The following is a 17,375-nucleotide window of genomic DNA, read 5'->3' on the forward strand; positions in this document are numbered from 1 at the left end:
TCCTCAGCTCTCTTCCGCGGCCCGCTCGCTCCAGGCCCGCCTGCGGACCCAGGCGTGCACGTCCTCCCGGACGACCGGGTTGACCTGGCGCGGGTTGACCAGGCGCTGCGCGTGGGCGCGGAGCATCCCGGGCCGCTGCCGCTGGGCGCGGGTGACGGTGCCGCCGCCGTCGGCCGGGATGCCGGTCGCGACGAGGTACGCCTGCCCGGCGGGGACGTCCAGCCGCCGCGCGATCTCGCCGTAGGTGTGTCCCTGGGCCAGCAGCCGCAGCACCTGCTCCTTGCTCGGCATGTCACCGCCTCCGCCTCGTCCGTGGGTCGCAGATCGTCCCGTTCCCGGGCGCGGATCGGCGGAAAACCATCGACCCGCCCGTACGGGTGCATGTTCCGGCAAAGCGGCGGGGTATAGATGCCGCGTGACGGCGGAGACGGGCGTGCGGGTCAGGCCGGTGGCGGGGCACATCGGCGCGGAGATCGACGGGATCGACCTGGCGGCCGGGCCGGACGACGCGGCCGTGGCGCTGATCAGGGAGGCGCTGCACCGGTGGAAGGTGGTCTTCTTCCGCGGCCAGCGGCTCGACCACGCCGGGCACGTCGCCCTGGCCCGCCGCTTCGGCGAGCCGGTCGTGCCGGGCCGGCGCGGTTCGGCCTCGCCCGAGGGGTTCCCCGAGGTGGAGACCACCGCCGACCGGCTGGAGCTGGCCGGCCGGTACGGCATGGAGCACGAGGAGTGGCTGGAGCGGCGGCGGCACTCGCACCTGCGGGGCTGGCACTGCGACCACGGCGCGCGGATCGATCCGCCGGCCGCGACGATCCTGCGGGCCGAGAGCGTGCCCGCGTACGGGGGCGACACGACGTGGGCGAACCTGGTGGCCGCGTACGAAGGGCTGTCGGAGCCGGTGCGCCGCTTCGTGGACGGCCTGCGCGCCGAGCACCGCCTCGGCGTCGGCTACCAGCCGCGCGCGGACGGCGACGCCTACGTCCGGCACCTGCTCTCCCACCAGGTCGCGACCCTGCACCCGCTGGTGCGGGTGCATCCGGAGACGGGCGAACGGGTGCTGTTCGTCAACGGCTACTACCTGGAGCGCGTCGCGGAGGTCTCCAGGCTGGAGAGCGGGCCGCTGCTGGAGCTGCTGCTGGGGCAGGCGACCCGCCCGGAGTACACCGTGCGCTTCCGGTGGGAGCCCGGCGACGTGGCCTTCTGGGACAACCGCGCCACCATGCACCTCGCGCCCTCCGACACGCGGCGGCTCGGGCAGCCGCGCGTCATGCACCGGGTCATGCTGCACGGCGAGGTCCCGGTCGGCGTGGACGGCCGCCCTTCGGAGCCGATCACCGGTCCCCCTGCGGGCGGCTGGTGAGCGAGAGCCTCCGCTGATCGGCTCCGGTGGTCAGGAGCGGCCGCGGCCGCGGCCGGTCAGGGCGTCGCGGATGCGGTCCACCAGCCCGGCCCCGGGCATCAGCAGCCGGTTGCCCGGCGGGGTGTCGGGCGCGGAGGGGTGGGGGCGCGTCGGGGCCGTCTTCTTGGCCCGCTCGACCTTGGCGCCCAGCTCTTCGAGCCGCTCCTGGCCGCACGCCGCGCGCAGCCGGGGGAACAGCTCGTCCTCCTCCTCCCTGAGGTGGTGGCGGACCTCGGCCATGAGCTGGTCCAGCGTGGGCCAGAACCGGTCGTCGCCGGGCTCCAGGTGTTCGAGGTCCTGCATGGTCCGCTCGGCGGCGGCGTGCTCGGCGATCTCGTCGTCGGCGATCTCGTCGCCGTTCGGCACGTGCCGGCGCACGGCCGGGTAGAGGAACTGCTCCTCGGCCACGGAGTGGCGGACGAGCTCGATGACGGCGTTCTCGGCCAGCAGCTTGGGCCGCTCGCCGATCGCGCCCCGCATGCTTTCGAGCTCGGAGAAGATCTGCTCGACCTCGCGGTGGTCGTGCGTCAGCACCGCGATGACGTCACGCTGCTCGGCCATGTCGGCTCCCCTTCCGGTGTGTCGGGACCGGGCCCTCCTCATTCCCGCAAGATGTCCGGTTTATTTGGAATTATCCGAGGTAGTGGCCGCACGACGCCCGGCCGGCAGGGCGGGCGAAGACGCGACGTCCCGTGGGAGGTGAACATCATCCTCGTCGTGGCACTGGCCATCCCGATCCTGGCCCTGATCGGCCTGATGCTCATGCAGGTGCTGGAGGAGACACTGCTGGACTCCTCCGCCCCGGCATCCGGCCCCCGTACCCCCGAAGGCGTCTCCCCCGGAACCGGCTCCCCGGCTTCCGCGGACGTCGGACGCCCCGGCTCCCCCGCGAGCGCTCCGCACGCCCGGCGCCGCCGCCCGCGCCACCCGGCGCACCGCCCGCAGATCCCGCGCCCGCGCCGCCCCGAGCGGCGGGCCCTCCACCCCGTGCTCACCGGCCGGCCGGCCCCCGTGCCCGCGCCGGCCCCCGTACCGGCGGCCACCCCTGTGGCCGCGGTCCCGGCCGTTCCCCTGGCCGAGAGCGGCACGTGAGCGGAGCCCGGGGCCGCGCTCCCGCAGCGCGCCCCGGGCTCACGCCCGCCCCCCGAGTCAGGGCTTCGTCAGCCGGACCAGGAAGCCGTCGTGGTCGGTGTAGGTCAGGCCGTACTTGCTGGTGCTCCCGAACGTCAGGTCGTTGCTGAAGATCACGTGCTGTACGTCGCCGTCGCCCTTGCGGGTGTTGCCGCCCGGCACGCAGTTCTGGGCGTTCTCCGGGTCGGAGGTGTCGTACTCGAGGTTGAAGTCGCCGCCGACGACGGTCTTGCCCGAGATCCCCTCCGCCGACCGGATCGCCGGCACCGCGCTGAACATCAGCGCCTGGCACTGCGCCAGCGCGATCGGCTCGCTGGCCGCGCTGAGGTGGGTGGCGCACGACAGGTGGTCGCCGATCGCGTACGCGCAGGCGAACGTGCGCTTCTCGTTGCCGCTGTCCTGCGTGGTGTACTCGCCGGCCCAGCCGTTGACGCCCTGCCACAGCGCGACGGGGACCCGGCCGAGGACGGCGTTGCCGAAGCTGTCGCCGTTCGTGCAGGTGATCGGGGCGCCGGTCTGCTTGTTCAGCGCCGGGTAGAAGACCGAGTACGTCCAGTCGTCCGGCCAGGCCTCGGCGAGCGACGGCTGCAGGTAGGCCGGCAGGTCACCGGCGCAGATCTCGTTGAGCGTCACCAGGTCGGGCGCCAGGTAGTAGATCAGGTCGCCGCCCTCGTAGACCGCCAGGCCGTCGGCGTAGCAGCCGGCGTGCCCGCTGTTGCAGAGGTTGAGCTGGAGCTCGTGGAAGCGGCGGGCGGCCAGCGTCCCGGCGGGCTCTCCCCGCGCCGCGCCGGCGGGGGCGGCGGAGCGGGCCCGGCCGGAGCGGGCCCGGGCGGTCAGCGCGGCGGCCTTGGCGCCCATCGGCGCGACGGCGGTGACGGGCAGGGGTTCGACCGTGACGGGGGCGGGCTCGGCGGCCGCCGGGGGAGCCAGGGCCAGGACGAGCCCGCACACGGCGGCCACGGCGGCCGTGAGTCGGCGGGCGGAACGCGGGATCCTCACAGGGATGTCGCCTCCTTTCGACGCGATCGATGGTGTCCGGCGGGCGGGGCTGGGCGGTAGAGCCTTTACACCTGGCCGCAAACACGACAAATGCCGCTTTTCGGGTTGACGGCTCGTTGCCTCCGTGGTGTCGTACGGGATGACAGGCGCAGTCAAGGCATGAGGGACTGCATGGGGACCCTGAGGATCCACTTCACCGCCGACGACCTGACCCGCGTCACCCTCGCCGACCAGCCCGACCCCCTCTGGGAGGTCGTCTTCACCCGCTTCCGGCTCCGCGACCGGCTGCGCCCGCTGGCCTTCCGCCACTGGTTCGCGGCCCTGCACGCCGAACCGGCGCGGACCGCCCGCATGCGGCCCGGCGCGCTCCTGCTGGACGCGCTCGCCCCGGCCGGGCCGTACTTCCCCGACTTCCTCACCCCGTACGAGGCGGGCCGCGGCCTCGGCCACGGGCTGGAGGCGCTGCGCCGCACCCCCAGGCGGCGGCTGGCCGCCGAGCTGGGCCGGCTCGCCCGGCACCGGCCGCTGCCCCGCTGGGCCCGGCCACTCGCCGAGGGCGACGCCCGCGCGCTCGACAGGCTCGCCGACGCCCTGCGCGACTACCACGCCGCCGCCGTCGCCCCGTTCCAGGCGTCCGTCGACGCCGCCTTCGCCGCCGACCGCGACAGCCGCGCCGGCGTCGTGCTCGGCGGCGGCGTCGAGGCGCTGCTCGCCGGGCTCGGGCCGCCGATCCGCTGGACGCCACCCGTCCTGGAGGTCGACTACGTCGTGGACCAGGACCTGGCGCTGGGCGGGCGCGGGCTGCGGCTGGTGCCGTCGTACTTCTGCCAGCGCACGCCGCTGTCGATGGCCGACCCCGGGCTGCCGCCCGTGCTGATCTACCCGATTCCTCAGCGGCACCGGTGGCGGCCGGCCGCCCGGCGGACCGGCGGCGCCGACCTGAGCGCGCTCATGGGCGCCAACCGCTCCGCCGTGCTGCACGCGCTCGACCGCGACGTCACCACGACCCAGCTCGCCCGCCTGCTGCGCGTCTCCCCCGCCACCGCCAGCAGGCACGCCACCGTCCTGCGCGAGGCCGGGCTGATCGACACCCGCCGCGACGGCACGGCCGTCCTGCACACCCGCACCCCGCTCGGGACGGCCCTGCTGGAGGGCGACGTCGCCCCGAGCCCACCGCCGGGTCCGGCGGCCGTCAGGCGAAGGTGATCACCCGGCGGCCCCCGCCGGAGCCGGCGCCCATGGCCTCCAGCGCCGCGGGCGCCTCGTCCAGGCCGATCGGCGTCATCCGCGGCAGAGCGCGCCGCCTTTACATTGTAGATCAGGTACGGTCAGCGGTCGCTGGACACCGCGCGGTAGTGCAGGTCCTGCACGTACGGCGTCGCGCTGATCGCGTACGGCGAGACGACCTTCGCCACCGTCGCCGCGTTCCTGGAGACGGTCGCCGAGGCGGCGCCCGTCCTGAGCGGGAACGTCTTGGCCGACACCCCGGCGGGAGCGTCGTAGGTCTGCGTCGTGCCGCCGACCGTGACCGACACCCTGGCCGCGGCGGTGAGCATGCTCAGCACCTCGACCGTGTCACGGGCCGCGGTGCTGCCGCCGCGCAGCTTCATCAGCTTCGTCTGCGCGTACGACGGCGCCGCCGCGACCGGCTGGACGCGGTGGGTGAGGTAGGCCACGTCGTTGGTGATCTTCGGGCAGCCGAGCTTGTAGCAGGTCAGGTAGTAGGCGTTGATGTCCAGGTAGGTCCACCCCGCGTTCCTGGAGGGCGCGAACTGCGTGTTCTCCGAGTAGTCGTTCCAGGTGGTGAGCTGCACCCAGTCGGCCTTGCCGTCGATCGCGCCCTTCCACGTGGCCCGCAGGTTCTCGGTGTTGCCCGCCTCGTCGAAGACGCCCTGGTTGGGCCGCTCGTCCTGGACGGACACCGGCTGCATCCAGATCTTGCCCAGTCCGTGGGCGGTGGTGATGTTGGCGGTCAGGTTGGCGTTCGCCGCGGGGTTGCGGCCGCCCCAGTTGGAGAAGCCGTAGCTGATGGGGGCGAAGGCGTCGCGGTTCTTGCCGAAGTCGAGGAAGCAGGGCACGAGGGCGACCTTGATGCCGTGCGCGCTCTCCATGGTCTTCATCCAGTCGGCCCACCATGCGGCGGTCCGGCCCTCGGCCTTGAACGGCGCCACGACCAGGCGGTTGTCGGCGAGCCTGAGGACCGACTTCGAGGCGGCCAGCTTGGCCATGGCCGAGGCGAGCGTGGCGCTGTCGACCGAGGCCAGGCCGTTCGTGTCGGGCATGAGCACGATCTTGAAGCCGGGGTCGACGGCCTCGGCGGCCTTGATCAGGTTCTGCACTCGCGTCCAGTGCGCGCTGGTCACCGACAGGATGTCCACGGTGAAGCCGTCCAGGCCGGCCGCGACGGCCTGCCTGACCTCGGTCTTGAGGTCCGCCAGGGCGTAGTCGCCGCTGATCGGGTCGCGGCCGGTCGGCCGGTCGCGCAGCAGCCCGCCGTAGGCGGCGTGCTTGCCGCTCTCCCCTTCGGGCTTGAGGTAGTTGCGCGCGTAGTAATCGTTTTCCGGAGCGGCATTGTCAAGCGAGAGCGGGTAGGGCGTGAAATAGTGCGCGAAGACCTTCTTGCCCGAGGCCCGCAGCGCCGCCGTGCCCGGCAGCGTGAACGGCAGCGGCCCGGCGGTCTGCTCGTCCCCGGAGCCCGGCGTGTAGGTGACCGTGAGCTTCGGCCCGCGGTCCCCGGTCTCGCGGGAGGACATCAGCACGGTCGTGGTGTCGGACGTCCCGGTGAGCGCGAAGTCGTAGGTGCCGTCGCCGTCCACGGCCGAGGAGACGTCCAGCCTGGCCGTCGCCCCCGCGGTGAACCCGGTGTGCGAGCCGACCACGCCCGTGCCGACGGCGGGGCGGGTGTTCCACGTCGTGGCGGCCTCGGTCCACGAGCCGGTCACCTCGCGCACGGAGACGGTGGTGGCGGTCGTCCTGGCGGAGACGACGTCCAGGGTGACCTTGACGTCCTCGGCGTCCGCCGGGATGCCGGTGACCTTGAAGCGGGTCAGGCCCAGGCGCTGACCGGCGGTGGTGCTGCCGCAGCCGGAGCCGCACACGCTGAGCCAGGTGGCGGTGGCGAAGCTCTTGGCGGGCTCGGCCTGGCTGACGAAGACGTCCTCCGTGGCGGCGAAGGTCACGCTGACGGGCGCGGCCGCCGCGGACGCCCCCGCCGGGGCGACGGCGACGGTCCCCAGCGTGACCAGGGCGGTCACCGCCGAGAGCAGCGCCCGATATCGGTTGATCATGGAACTCCTTCTGCGTCTGCCGTTTGTCAGGGGCCAGGATGGAGCAAGATCGAACCGCGTTCGGCGGTTTTGCGCAAAACCCTCATTTTGGAACGTCACCATATTCCGTCGGCGACGACGTGGTGGCGGAGCGTGACCGTCCGTGCTGCGCCACCGGCCCGCCGGGGGCGCTCACCGCCCGGAAGCCCCTTTCGCGCTGCCGTGGACCGCGGCGGACAGCAGTTCGCCCAGCTCCCGGGGCAGGGGCAGCCGCTCCAGCTCCTCCAGCGGCACCGGCAGCGGCAGCCGCCAGTTGGGGCGCAGGCCGTCGGCGCCCGGGATGTTGGGGCGGCCCGGCATCGCGAGGGCGTCGTCGAGAGTCGCCGTCAGCAGCAGCGACGGCGCCCCGGCCAGCCGCCGGTAGGCGGCGAGGACGGCCTGGGCGGCGCCGGCGCCGGGTTCGAGGCCGCCGTGGGCGGCGAGCGCGTCGCGCAGGGCGCGCGAGCCCTCCTCGTTGGGTTCGAGGCCGAGACGGCGCTGCTCGGCCAGGTCGCCGCCGTCCCACAGGCCCGCGACCGTGGGCAGGTCGTGCGTGGTGACGGCGGCCATCGCCCGCTCCGGCCAGGCGGCGGGGTCGTCCTCCTCGAACCAGAGCAGGCGGTAGGAGAGCAGGTCGCGCCCGGCGAGCGTCTCGCGCACGCCGGGCTCGACCGTCCCGAGGTCCTCGCCGATCACGGGCGCGCCGGCGCGGTGGCTCTCCAGGGCGACGATGTCGAGCAGGTCGCCGGCCGGGTAACGGACGTAGGCGCCCTGGCCCGCGCCCGCGCCGGACGGGATCCACCACTGGCGGAACAGGCCCATCACGTGGTCGATGCGCAGCCCGCCGGAGGCGGCGATGGCGGCGCGGACGCTCTCCGCGAACGGCGCGTACCCGGCCCGCCGCAGTTTCCAGGGCACGAAAGGCGGCAGGCCCCAGTCCTGTCCGGCGGCGTTGAACTCGTCGGCGGGCGCGCCGACGCTGACGCCCTCGGCGAGCAGGTCCTGCCAGGACCAGGCGTCGGCACCGTCCGGGTCCACGCCGACGGGCAGGTCCTGCATGATCGGCAGCTCGGCGGCGGCCGCGGCGAGCTGCCGCTCGGTGAGCCACTGCAGCCAGGCGTGGAAGCGGACCCGGTCCGCGTGGTCGCGGGCGAAGCGGGCCACGGCGGGGCCGTCCGGGCGGCGGTACTCGGCCGGCCAGGCCCGCCGGCTCGGCCCGTGCCGCTCGGCGAGGGCGCACCACGTGGCGAACTCCTCCAGCGCCCGGCCCCGGGCGGCCCGCCACCGCTCGAACTCGGCGCCGGGCGGGGCGGCGGCGTGGACGCTCTCCAGCGCGGCGAGCTTGAGCCGCCAGGAGGCGTCGCGGTCGAGCTCGGGCCGGTCGTTGAGCGCGCGCCCCCGGGCCACGGTCTCCTCGTCCAGGACCGCCGCCGCGCCGGGGACGTCCTCGATCCGCAGGTAGAGCGGGCTGTGGAAGCGGCGGCTGGCCGGATAGTACGGGCTCGGCTGGACGGGGACGACCGGCGCGGTCGCGTTCAGCGGGTTGACCAGAAGGAACCCGGCGCCGCGCCGTGCCGCCCAGCTCGCGAGCCGGCGCAGGTCGGCCAGGTCGCCGACGCCCCAGCTCGTACGGGAGCGCGCCGCGTAGAGCTGCACGGCCCATCCCCAGGCCCGGCGGGCGGGCAGCCGGCAGCGGCCGGGGCTGACGATGAGCCGGTGCACGGTGTCCTCGCCGGGGCGGCGCAGCGTGTGGTAGCCGTACGGCAGGTCGGGCGGAAGGGCGCCGTCGACGCGCAGCTCGGCGCCGTCCTCCAGGACGAGGTCGGCGGCCCCGACCCGGTCGCCGCGCCGCACCACCAGGGTCTCCGGCTCCGGCGGGAGGCCGATGACGGCGCGCAGGGTGGCGACGGTCTCCGGCGGCACCCGGCGGCGGCGGCCGGCGGCGTCCTCGTACTCCTGGTCGATGCCCCACGCGTCGGTCATCGGCTCAGCCTCCCAGGATCGCCACGGTGTCGGGCGGCAGGGTCAGGTCGTCCCCGGACAGCGTGATCCCGGGGTCCGAGGCGGCCAGCAGGCGGGTGCGGCCCCGGGCGGGCACGACCCGCGCCTCTCCCCCGAGGTTGGCCGCGACCAGGACCGGCCCCCGCTCGACGGACACCAGCCCGGCCGCCTCGTCGCCGCCGGCGCGGACCCGGCCGAGCCGGCCGTCGGTGAGCGCCGGCAGCCGCCGCCGCAGCGCGATCAGCTCGCGGTGCCAGGCCAGCAGCCGGGCGTGCGGCTCCTTGCCGGGCTCGCTCCAGTCCAGGCGGGAGCGTTCGAACGTGGCCGGGTCCTGCGGGTCCGGCACCTGTCCGGGCTCCCATCCGAAGGCTGCGAACTCCCGGCGGCGGCCCTCGCTGACCGCGCGGCCCAGCTCGGGGTCCTCGTGGTCGGTGAAGTACTGGAACGGGGTGCTCGCCCCCCACTCCTCGCCCTGGAACACCATCGGCGTGAAGGGGGCGGTGAGCAGCAGCGCGGCGGCGACCCGCAGCCGGCCCTCGCTCATCAGCGCGCCGGACCGCTCGCCCCGCGCCCGGTTGCCGACCTGGTCGTGGTTCTGCGCGCACACGACGAACCGGTGGCCGGGCAGCCCCGCCGGGGACCTCCCGTGGGTCCGGCCGCGGTGCGGCGACCACGTGCCGTCGTACACCCACGCCTGGCGCAGGGCCTTGACGAGCAGGCCGAGCGGGCCGAAGTCCGCGTAGTAGCCGTCGCGCTCGCCGGTCAGCACCGCGTGCAGGGCGTGGTGCCACTCGTCGGCCCAGGCCGCGTCGAGCCCGTAGCCGCCGCTCTCGCGGGAGCGGACGAAGCGGGGGTCGTTGAGGTCGCTCTCGGCGATGAGGAACAGCGGGCGGCGCACGTGCGCCGCCAGCTCCGCGACCTCCTCGGCGAGCCGCTCCAGGATGTGCGCGGCCGAGTCGTCGGCGATGGCGTGCACGGCGTCGAGGCGCAGGCCGTCGCAGTGGTAGTCGCGCAGCCACATGAGGGCGTTGTCGATGACGAACGCGCGTACCTCGCCGCTGCCGGGGCCGTCGAAGTTGACCCCGTCGCCCCAGTTGGTGCTGTGGCGGCCGGTGAAGTAGGGGCCGAACCGCGGCAGGTAGTTGCCGGAGGGGCCGAGGTGGTTGTAGACGACGTCCATGACGACGCCGAGGCCGTGCGCGTGGCAGGCGTCCACCAGGCGTTTGAGCCCGTCGGGGCCGCCGTAGGCGTGGTGGGGGGCGTACAGCGAGACGCCGTCGTAGCCCCAGCCGCGGCGGCCGGAGAACTCGGCGACCGGCATCAGCTCGATCGCGTCCACGCCCAGCTCGGCCAGGTGCGGCAGGCGCTCGATCACGCCGTCGAAGGTGCCCTCGGGCGAGAAGGTGCCGACGTGCAGCTCGTACAGGACCGCGCCGGGCAGCGGGGTGCCCCGCCAGGCGGCGTCGGTCCAGGGGAAGGCGGCGTGGCCGACCAGCCGGGAGGGCCCGTGCGGACCGTGCGGCTGGTACGGCGAGCGCGGATCGGGCCACGGCGGGCCGCCGTCCAGCGCGTACGCGTAGTCGGTGCCCGGCCCCGCCTCCTCCACCGCGCGCTCCCACCAGCCGCCGGCGGCCGGCCGCATGGGGAGCCTGCGCTCCCCCAGGACCAGCTCCACCCGTTCGCGTTCGGGCGCCCACACCCGGAACTCGTGCGCCACCCCTGCCCTCCCCACCCGGCGTCCGTCCGGCATGCGTCCCAGCCGCCGTCCGACGCGGGGCGGAAGGCCGGGCGCGCGGGTTCCTACCCGCTCCCACCTCCCGCATGCCCTTCCGCCGTCCCGGCGCGCGCGGTCTGTCGGTGATGATCTCTAGTGTTCTGCTCCATGACGACTGCTCAGCGGGCGCCCGGGCGCGCCTGCCCACCCCCCGACGAGATTCCCGCGAGCGCGAGCGGATGGCACGGTCTCCGGCGCGCCGTCGCCGCCGGTGACGCGGCGGCGGCGGCCGACGTGGTGCTGCGGCTCGGCGCGGAGGAGCGCCGCGAGATCGCCGGACGGCTGCGCGCGTACGTGGGCGAGGCGCGCGCGGCCGCCCACGCCCGGTTCGACGCGGCCCGGCAGCGGGCGCAGGAGGCGGAGCAGCGGGCCATGCGGGAGTTCGTCCGTGAACAGGTGGCGCAGGGCATGGCCACGGAGGTCGCGCAGAGCTGGTGGTGGCAGGGGCCCTACCAGGAGCACCAGCACCACGTCGACTGGAACATGCGCAACGCCTGGATCGCGCCCCTCCGCGTCGCGGGAGCGGGCACCCTGGGCGGCCCGGCCGCGGTCACCGACTGGCTCCTCCGGCGCGACTTCGCCGAGTGGCGCGAGACGATGCCGATCGAGCCGCTGCTGAGGGTCGTCGCGGCCCGGCCCGCGGAGTGGCGGGCCGACCTCGCCGCCCGCCTGGCCGCCCGGCTGCGCGGCACCCGCGCCCAGCTCGACAACGGCGCCGCCGGCCTGACGCTGGAGCTGCTGCGCCGCGCCGGCGGCGCACCGCCCGAGCACGAGCCGCTGGTCGTCGCCTGGGTGTCCACCGAGCCCGACCTCGCCGCCGACCCGCTCGCCCCGCACCTGATCCCCCGGCTGTTCGAGGCCGAGGGCGTGGGCCGGGCGCTGCGCGACGACCGGGCCGACGCCCCTTCGGGCCGCTCCTGGCTGCGCGCGCTCGCGGAGACGGCTCCGGTCGGCCGCGAGCGGCTCGTCGAGGGCTGCCTGAGCCGGTTCCTGCGCGGCGGCACGGCCGTCGACCTGCGTTTCTTCGTACGGCTGCACGACCTGCTCGATCCGGCCCCCGACCAGGAACGGGTCCGTGACTACCTGCGGCTGCTGCCGGCCGCCCCCGGCCCGGTCGCCGAGCTGGCCCTGCGGATGCTGCGCGGGCCCGGCGTCACGCTGAGCGGCGAGGAGGTCGGCGAGGCGGTGACGGCGCTGCTGTTCCGTCCCGAGAGCAAGCTCGTCCGGGCGGGGCTGACGCTGCTCGACCGGGCCGCCCGCGACGCCTCCGGCGACCTCGACGAGCTGGCGCCCGCGCTCGCCTCGGCGTTCCTGTGCGAGTCGTACGAGGTGCGGGAGCGCGCGGTCCGCTGGGCCGTCAAGCACGCGGGGCGCATGACGGCCGTGGGTGCGGAGGCGGTGCGGGAGGCGGCGGCCGTCCTGCCGCCCGACCTCGCCGCCCGCCTGGCCCCCGCTTACGGCGCGGTCGAGGCGGAGGCCGTGCCGGCCGACGTCTTCGAGCCGGGCGAGCCGCCCGTGTTCGACGCGCCCGCCCGCCGTCCCGTCCGCCCCGCGATGGAGACGCTGGCCCGCACCTACAACCAGCTCCACCACGAGTTCGCCTTCGAACGCTGGCTCGACGGCTTCGTCCGGCACCCGCACGCCAGGAGGGCGCCGGACGAGCCGACGGAGCTGCGCCGGACGGGCAACTGGCCGCTTCTGGAGCAGTGGACGGAGGCGCTGCTCCGCGCCGCCGCCGGGGAGGCCGTCGCGCTCACCGCCGAAGGGCGGCTGCCCGGCCCGGGGCGGGTCTCGCCGCTCTACGGGGCGATGCTGCGGCGCTGCGCCGAGGTCCACGCCGCGCTGGTGAAGGGGGCGCTGCCGCCGTACCTGCTGGCCACGCCCACCCACACCTCGGGCCACGTCGACCCGGCCGAGCTGGTGGCCAGGCTCGAAGGGTACGAGCGCGACGGCGTCCGGGCGCTGCCCGACGACCTGGGGCAGGCGCTGCTGCGGCTGCCGCGCTCGGTGGACCCCGGCGTGGTGGCGCGCGCCGGCCGGCTGACCTCCGAGGCGGGCGTCACGCTGACGCGCTGGCTGACCGACCGGCCCGAGCCCGTGACGGGCGTCGAGTGGCCCGCCGTCCCCGGCCCGGGCCCCCGGCCGCGCGTCCGGCGGGAGCCGACCGGGATCGCGTTCGTTGACGCCCTGTTCCGCGATCCGCCGCCCCGCCACTGGATGAGCTACAACATGTCGATGTGGTGGCTGGTGCTGCCCTCCGACCGGGAGGTCGCGGCCATGCACTTCATCCCCTACCTGTACGACGACTGGCGGGGGCCCGGCAGTCTCCGGCCGGAGATCTCCCGGCTCTGCCACCAGGAGGGGCCGGCGGGCGAGGGGATGGCGCTGCTGCTGGGCGTCCTGCTGGGCGAGGACGGCTGGGACGCCGAACGCTGCAGGGAGCCGCTGCTGCGCGCGGTCGCCACGGGGTCCCTGCCCGCCGCCGAGTGCGGCCGGCAACTGGCGCGCTGCCTGCGCCTGCTCGACCGCGTGCGGCCCGCCGTCGTGGTGCGGGCCCTCGACGAGTGCGCGCGGCGCGGCGCCCACCGGGAGGTCTGGCAGATCATGAGCGGCCTGCTGCCGGTCCACCTGCCGGAGCGGGGAGAGCGGGCCACCTCCGCCCACACCCGGATGCTGGAGTTCGCCGCCGACGTGGCCGGCTGGGCCGGGGCGCGTGGCGTGATCCCCGAGGTCGCGGGCATCGCCGCGCGTGGCGGGTCGAGCGGGCTCGTCCGCGCGGCCCGCCGCCTGCACGAGCAGCTCGCGAGGGAGGACGCGAGCCCCGGCCGCTGACCGTCAGCCGCCCTGCGTCCACACCGTCCGCAGGCCGCCCTTGCCCCAGGCGGTGGCCATGCCGTCGGTGGAGTGGATGGCGCCCCACTTCCAGCTCGTGGGCGCGGCGGCGACGGCGGGCTGCGCGGACACGGTCAGCGCGACGGCGGCGGTGGCGGTGGCGGTCAGGGCGCGGATGAGCAGAGGTCTCTTCACACGTCCCAGAGGTACCGGGGCCGGCTTGCGGACGGCTTGGAAACGAGAGGCACCCGGCGCCGCCGTCAGAAGGCGAACCCGCCGGGACGGCCGTTGCGGTCGGCGATCAGGCCGGCCAGGGTGGCGACGGCGATCTCCGGCGGGGTGCGGGAGCCGATGTTGAGCCCGATCGGCCGGCGGACGCGGGCCACCTCCTCCGGCGGCACGCCGAGGTCGGCCAGCGCCCGCACGTGCGGGCCCGTGTGGCGGGGGCTGCCCATGATGCCGATCCAGCGGGCCGGCGACGTGAGCAGGTCCCGCAGGACGGGGCCGATCTCGTCGCGGTGGTGGTCGGTGAGCACGACGTCGGCCGTGGCGTCCACGTGCCCGCCGATCTCGCGTACGGCGGGGAAGCCGTCGAGGCCGCGCGCCGGGTCGGGCTCCAGCAGGACCGGCCGGAAGCCCAGCTCGGCGCCGAGGCGCAGCAGGCAGCCGGCCACCGGGGAGGCGAAGACGGCGACCAGGGTGCGCCCGGCCTCCCCTGCGGTCTCCTCGGCGGGGGCGTCGCCGTGGGCGACCTCGCAGGCCGGGTCCTCGTCGTGGATGTGGGTCATGTCCGCAGTGTGCCACGTGACAGCGGGCCGCAGGGGGTGGCCTGACCGTCCGGCAACGATTCCATCACGGGGTGAATATCCGGCGGCGGCCGGGAAGTAGCCATGCCGTTCTCCCCCGGCTGGGCCCCGCAGAGGAGGCCGCAGGCGAGGGTCTCCCCGGAGGTTCCTGATGACGCGCCCGCACCCCCCGACCGGCCCCGGCGCCGATCACCCCAGCCCCGCCGACAGCCAGGCCGGCGACCCTGGAACCGCGCCTGGCGGCGCTCTGAGTGCCGCGCCCGGCGGCGTGGCCGGCGGTGAGGCGTACCGTTCGCTCGCGGACGACGTGCGGGGCGAGCCCGCCGCCTCGCGGGCGCGGCGCGGCGAGGCCGAGACCTACTTCGGCCGCCCCGGGCGCGCCCTGACCGGCCACCCGTTCGCGTTCGGCTTCACCGCCGCGCTCGGGGTGCTGAGCGCCTGGCTGCTGGTGCAGGCGCTGGCCGCGTCCGCGTCGGTGCTGATCCTCATCGTGGTCTCGCTGTTCCTGGCCATCGGGCTCAACCCCGCCGTACGCCGCCTGGAGGAGCGCGGGCTGTCGCGCCAGTGGGCCATCACGGCCGTCTTCACCGGCGTGATCGTCTTCTTCGTCGGCTTCGGCGTGGCCGTGGTGCCCCCGCTGGCGACCCAGACCGGCGACTTCGTCACCCAGCTCCCCACCTACATCGGCGAGCTGCGGAACCATCCCCAGGTCCGCGCGCTCGACCAGCAGTACCAGCTGCTCGACCGGCTGCAGCAGTACCTGCTCAGCGGCGATCTCGGGCGGCAGATCTTCGGCGGGCTGCTGGGCGCGGCCGGGGTGGTGGTCAGCGCCGTGTTCTCGGCGCTGACCGTGCTCATCCTGACGTTGTACCTGCTGGCGTCGCTGCGTTCGATCACCTCGCTCGGCTACCGGCTGGTGCCCGCCAGCCGCCGCGAGCGCGTCCGGCTGCTGGGCGACGAGGTCATCAAGCGGATCGGCGGCTACGTCGCGGGCAACCTGCTGATCTCGCTGATCGCGGGCGTCACGACGTTCGTCTTCCTGTCGATCGCCCGCGTGCCTTACGCGCTCGCGCTCTCCCTCATCGTGGCCATCACCGACCTGATACCCCTGGTCGGCGCCACGATCGGGGCGGCCATCGGGACGCTCGTCGGGTTGTTCGTGTCGCTGCCGACGGGCATCGCCTGCCTGATCTTCTTCATCGTCTACCAGCAGATCGAGAACTACCTGATCGCGCCCCGGGTCATGATGTCGTCCGTGGACGTGCCGGCCGCGGTCACCATCATCGCGGCCCTGATCGGCGGGGCGCTGCTCGGGGTCGTGGGCGCGCTGCTGGCCATCCCGATCGCGGCGGCGATCCAGCTCGTCCTGCACGAGGTGACGCTGCCCCGGCAGGACCGGCATTGAACGACAGGTGTAATGGGGCGACTACTGTGGGTATTCGTGGACTGTCAGCCACTTTTGCCCATAGGAGAAGCCATGCGTCGTCTTCTGCTCGCTCTCGCCCTCGCCGTCGTCGCCGCCCTGGTGACGCTGTTCCTGCCGCAGGGGCGGCGCTGGGCGAAACGCTGATCAGCAGCCGGTAGAGCACCCGCTGCTCCTCCGTGGCGGCGTCCAGGCGTCCGCGATCAGGTCGTACGGGGACATCGTCGTCCTCCCGGGACCCGGTCTGCGGCACGGCCCGCTTGTGGCGGACTCAAGCGGGCGCTTCAGTCGTCCGCAAGTGCGCGCCGGGCGCGGGCGGCCACGGCGACCCGGGCGGCGCACGACGCGCCGACCGCGAGGAGGGCGGCGACGGCGGCCACCACCCGCAGGAGGCCGTCGGCCGAGGCGGGCGCCGCGAAGTAGACGCTGCCGAGCCCGGCGACGGCGGTCACCCCGGCGAGCACGGGCCCGGTGGCGTTCAGCGCGGAGACGGCGGACGCGAGCCGCGGCTCGACCAGCGTGGTGATCCTGGCGATGAGCGGGCTGTACCCGGCGGCGTGCCCGGCTCCGGCGAGGAGCAGCAGCGGGACGGCCGTGACCGGCTCCCACCGGTCGCGGAGGAGCAGCGCCAGCAGGACCGCTCCGGCGGCGAACGCGACCGGCCCGGCGACCGGCAGGGCGGCCTGGAGCCGGCGCGGGTAGCGGCTCCAGGTGAGGCTGAGCGTGCCGAAGCCGACGGCGTACGGGACGAACGCCAGCCCGGCGAGCAGCGGCGAGTACCCCAGCGCGGACTGCAGGTGCAGGGTCAGCGTGAGCAGGAACACCGTGTAGCAGCCCATGACGATCCAGCAGGCCGCGAGGCCCGGCTTGACCCCGGCAGGGCGCAGCGCCGCCGGGTCCAGCAGCGGGTTCCTGGCCCGGCTCTCGTACCGGGCGAAGGCCGCCAGCAGTGCCGCCCCGCCGGCGAGCGAGAGCCACGCCCAGGCGGGCCAGCCCTGCTCCCTGCCGAAGATGAGCGGGACGGTGAGCGCGGTCATCGCGACGGTCAGGACCGCGACGCCGGCCGGGTCGAGGCGGGCTCCGCCGGCGGTGCGCGTACGCGGCAGCACGCGCGGCCCCGCCAGCAGCACGGCGACGCCGACGGGCACGTTGATGAGGAAGACCGGCCGCCAGGACAGCCCGAACAGGTCGGCGCCCGCGACCAGCCCGCCCACGACCTGGCCCAGCGCGACCCCGAGGGCCAGCACCATGCTGTAGAGGCCGATCGCCCGGCGGCGGGCCGCGCCCTCGTGGTGGAGCTGGATGAGGGAGAAGATCTGCGGCGTGAGCAGCGCCGCCCCCATCCCCTGGGCGACCCGGGCGGCGACCAGCGCGGCCGGGCCCGGCGCGAGCCCGCACAGCAGCGACGCCGCCGTGAACCAGGCGAGCCCGAGCAGGAACGCCCGCCGGTGGCCGATGAGGTCGCCGATCCTGGCGCAGGTGACCAGGAGCACGCCGGTGGTCAGCAGGTAGCCCGAAACGACGAGCTGGATCGCGGCGCCGTCCGCGTGCAGCTCGGCGCGGATGGTCTGCGCCGCCACGGACACGATCGAGCCGTCCATGGACGCCATGGCCTGCCCGGTGAGCAGCACGGCCAGCATCCGGCCCGGCCGGAGCGCCGCGCCGCGCGGGGGAACGAGAGTGGTCATTCCCTCACTGTCGGGCG

General features: G+C 75.2%; 14 protein-coding genes. 5 read left to right on the forward strand and 9 right to left on the reverse strand.

Annotation, left to right across the window (positions count from 1 at the left end):
- Window positions 1–3 precede the first annotated feature (3 nt).
- Entirely contained in the window at window positions 4–291 is a 288-nt protein-coding gene (locus Nocox_RS23970) for a helix-turn-helix domain-containing protein (protein ID WP_020540260.1), read from the reverse strand.
- A gap of 124 nt (window positions 292–415) precedes the next feature.
- Between Nocox_RS23970 and Nocox_RS23975 the strand changes: the two genes are divergently transcribed.
- On the forward strand, window positions 416–1,360 hold the full coding sequence (locus Nocox_RS23975; protein ID WP_020540259.1) for a TauD/TfdA dioxygenase family protein: 945 nt from the start codon (window positions 416–418) through the stop codon (window positions 1,358–1,360).
- A 30-nt stretch (window positions 1,361–1,390) separates the two neighbouring features.
- Here Nocox_RS23975 and Nocox_RS23980 read toward each other — a convergent pair whose 3' ends face one another.
- Entirely contained in the window at window positions 1,391–1,960 is a 570-nt protein-coding gene (locus Nocox_RS23980) for a hemerythrin domain-containing protein (protein ID WP_020540258.1), read from the reverse strand.
- A gap of 156 nt (window positions 1,961–2,116) precedes the next feature.
- Here Nocox_RS23980 and Nocox_RS23985 point away from each other — a divergent pair, with 156 nt between their 5' ends.
- Window positions 2,117–2,491, forward strand: coding sequence for a hypothetical protein (locus Nocox_RS23985; protein WP_157382735.1), 375 nt, complete (start codon window positions 2,117–2,119; stop codon window positions 2,489–2,491).
- 57 nt (window positions 2,492–2,548) lie between these two features.
- Here the strand turns inward: Nocox_RS23985 and Nocox_RS23990 are convergent, their stop codons facing one another.
- Window positions 2,549–3,529, reverse strand: coding sequence for an endonuclease/exonuclease/phosphatase family protein (locus Nocox_RS23990; protein ID WP_020540257.1), 981 nt, complete (start codon window positions 3,527–3,529; stop codon window positions 2,549–2,551).
- Window positions 3,530–3,700: 171 nt separating this feature from the next.
- Between Nocox_RS23990 and Nocox_RS23995 the strand changes: the two genes are divergently transcribed.
- On the forward strand, window positions 3,701–4,735 hold the full coding sequence (locus tag Nocox_RS23995; protein ID WP_020540256.1) for an ArsR/SmtB family transcription factor: 1,035 nt from the start codon (window positions 3,701–3,703) through the stop codon (window positions 4,733–4,735).
- Window positions 4,736–4,857: 122 nt separating this feature from the next.
- On the opposite strand, the gene Nocox_RS24000 is transcribed toward Nocox_RS23995, so the two are convergent.
- The 3 genes from Nocox_RS24000 to treZ all read right to left on the reverse strand — a co-directional run bounded on the left by Nocox_RS24000 (window position 4,858) and on the right by treZ (window position 10,552).
- Entirely contained in the window at window positions 4,858–6,816 is a 1,959-nt protein-coding gene (locus Nocox_RS24000; RefSeq protein WP_020540254.1) for a glycoside hydrolase family 71 protein, read from the reverse strand.
- A gap of 171 nt (window positions 6,817–6,987) precedes the next feature.
- Window positions 6,988–8,817 (reverse strand): 4-alpha-glucanotransferase, encoded by a 1,830-nt coding sequence (gene malQ / locus Nocox_RS24005; RefSeq protein ID WP_020540253.1) that lies wholly within the window; start codon window positions 8,815–8,817, stop codon window positions 6,988–6,990.
- Between the two features lie 4 nt (window positions 8,818–8,821).
- The gene (gene treZ, locus Nocox_RS24010; protein ID WP_020540252.1) at window positions 8,822–10,552 is read right to left on the reverse strand and encodes a malto-oligosyltrehalose trehalohydrolase; all 1,731 of its coding nucleotides are present in this window, start codon (window positions 10,550–10,552) and stop codon (window positions 8,822–8,824) included.
- A gap of 165 nt (window positions 10,553–10,717) precedes the next feature.
- On the opposite strand from treZ, the gene Nocox_RS24015 reads away from it, so the two are divergent.
- Window positions 10,718–13,441, forward strand: a complete 2,724-nt coding sequence (locus tag Nocox_RS24015; protein ID WP_157382733.1) for a DUF7824 domain-containing protein — start codon at window positions 10,718–10,720, stop codon at window positions 13,439–13,441.
- A 3-nt stretch (window positions 13,442–13,444) separates the two neighbouring features.
- On the opposite strand, the gene Nocox_RS24020 is transcribed toward Nocox_RS24015, so the two are convergent.
- Window positions 13,445–13,636 (reverse strand): hypothetical protein, encoded by a 192-nt coding sequence (locus tag Nocox_RS24020; protein ID WP_020540250.1) that lies wholly within the window; start codon window positions 13,634–13,636, stop codon window positions 13,445–13,447.
- Between the two features lie 65 nt (window positions 13,637–13,701).
- On the reverse strand, window positions 13,702–14,229 hold the full coding sequence (locus Nocox_RS24025; RefSeq protein ID WP_020540249.1) for an XdhC family protein: 528 nt from the start codon (window positions 14,227–14,229) through the stop codon (window positions 13,702–13,704).
- A 169-nt stretch (window positions 14,230–14,398) separates the two neighbouring features.
- On the opposite strand from Nocox_RS24025, the gene Nocox_RS24030 reads away from it, so the two are divergent.
- Window positions 14,399–15,652, forward strand: a complete 1,254-nt coding sequence (locus Nocox_RS24030) for an AI-2E family transporter (RefSeq protein WP_020540248.1) — start codon at window positions 14,399–14,401, stop codon at window positions 15,650–15,652.
- 302 nt (window positions 15,653–15,954) lie between these two features.
- Here the strand turns inward: Nocox_RS24030 and Nocox_RS24035 are convergent, their stop codons facing one another.
- The gene (locus tag Nocox_RS24035; protein WP_020540246.1) at window positions 15,955–17,358 is read right to left on the reverse strand and encodes an MFS transporter; all 1,404 of its coding nucleotides are present in this window, start codon (window positions 17,356–17,358) and stop codon (window positions 15,955–15,957) included.
- Window positions 17,359–17,375: the final 17 nt, after the last annotated feature.

It is taken from the genome of Nonomuraea coxensis DSM 45129 (genome assembly GCF_019397265.1).
Taxonomy (GTDB): domain Bacteria; phylum Actinomycetota; class Actinomycetes; order Streptosporangiales; family Streptosporangiaceae; genus Nonomuraea; species Nonomuraea coxensis.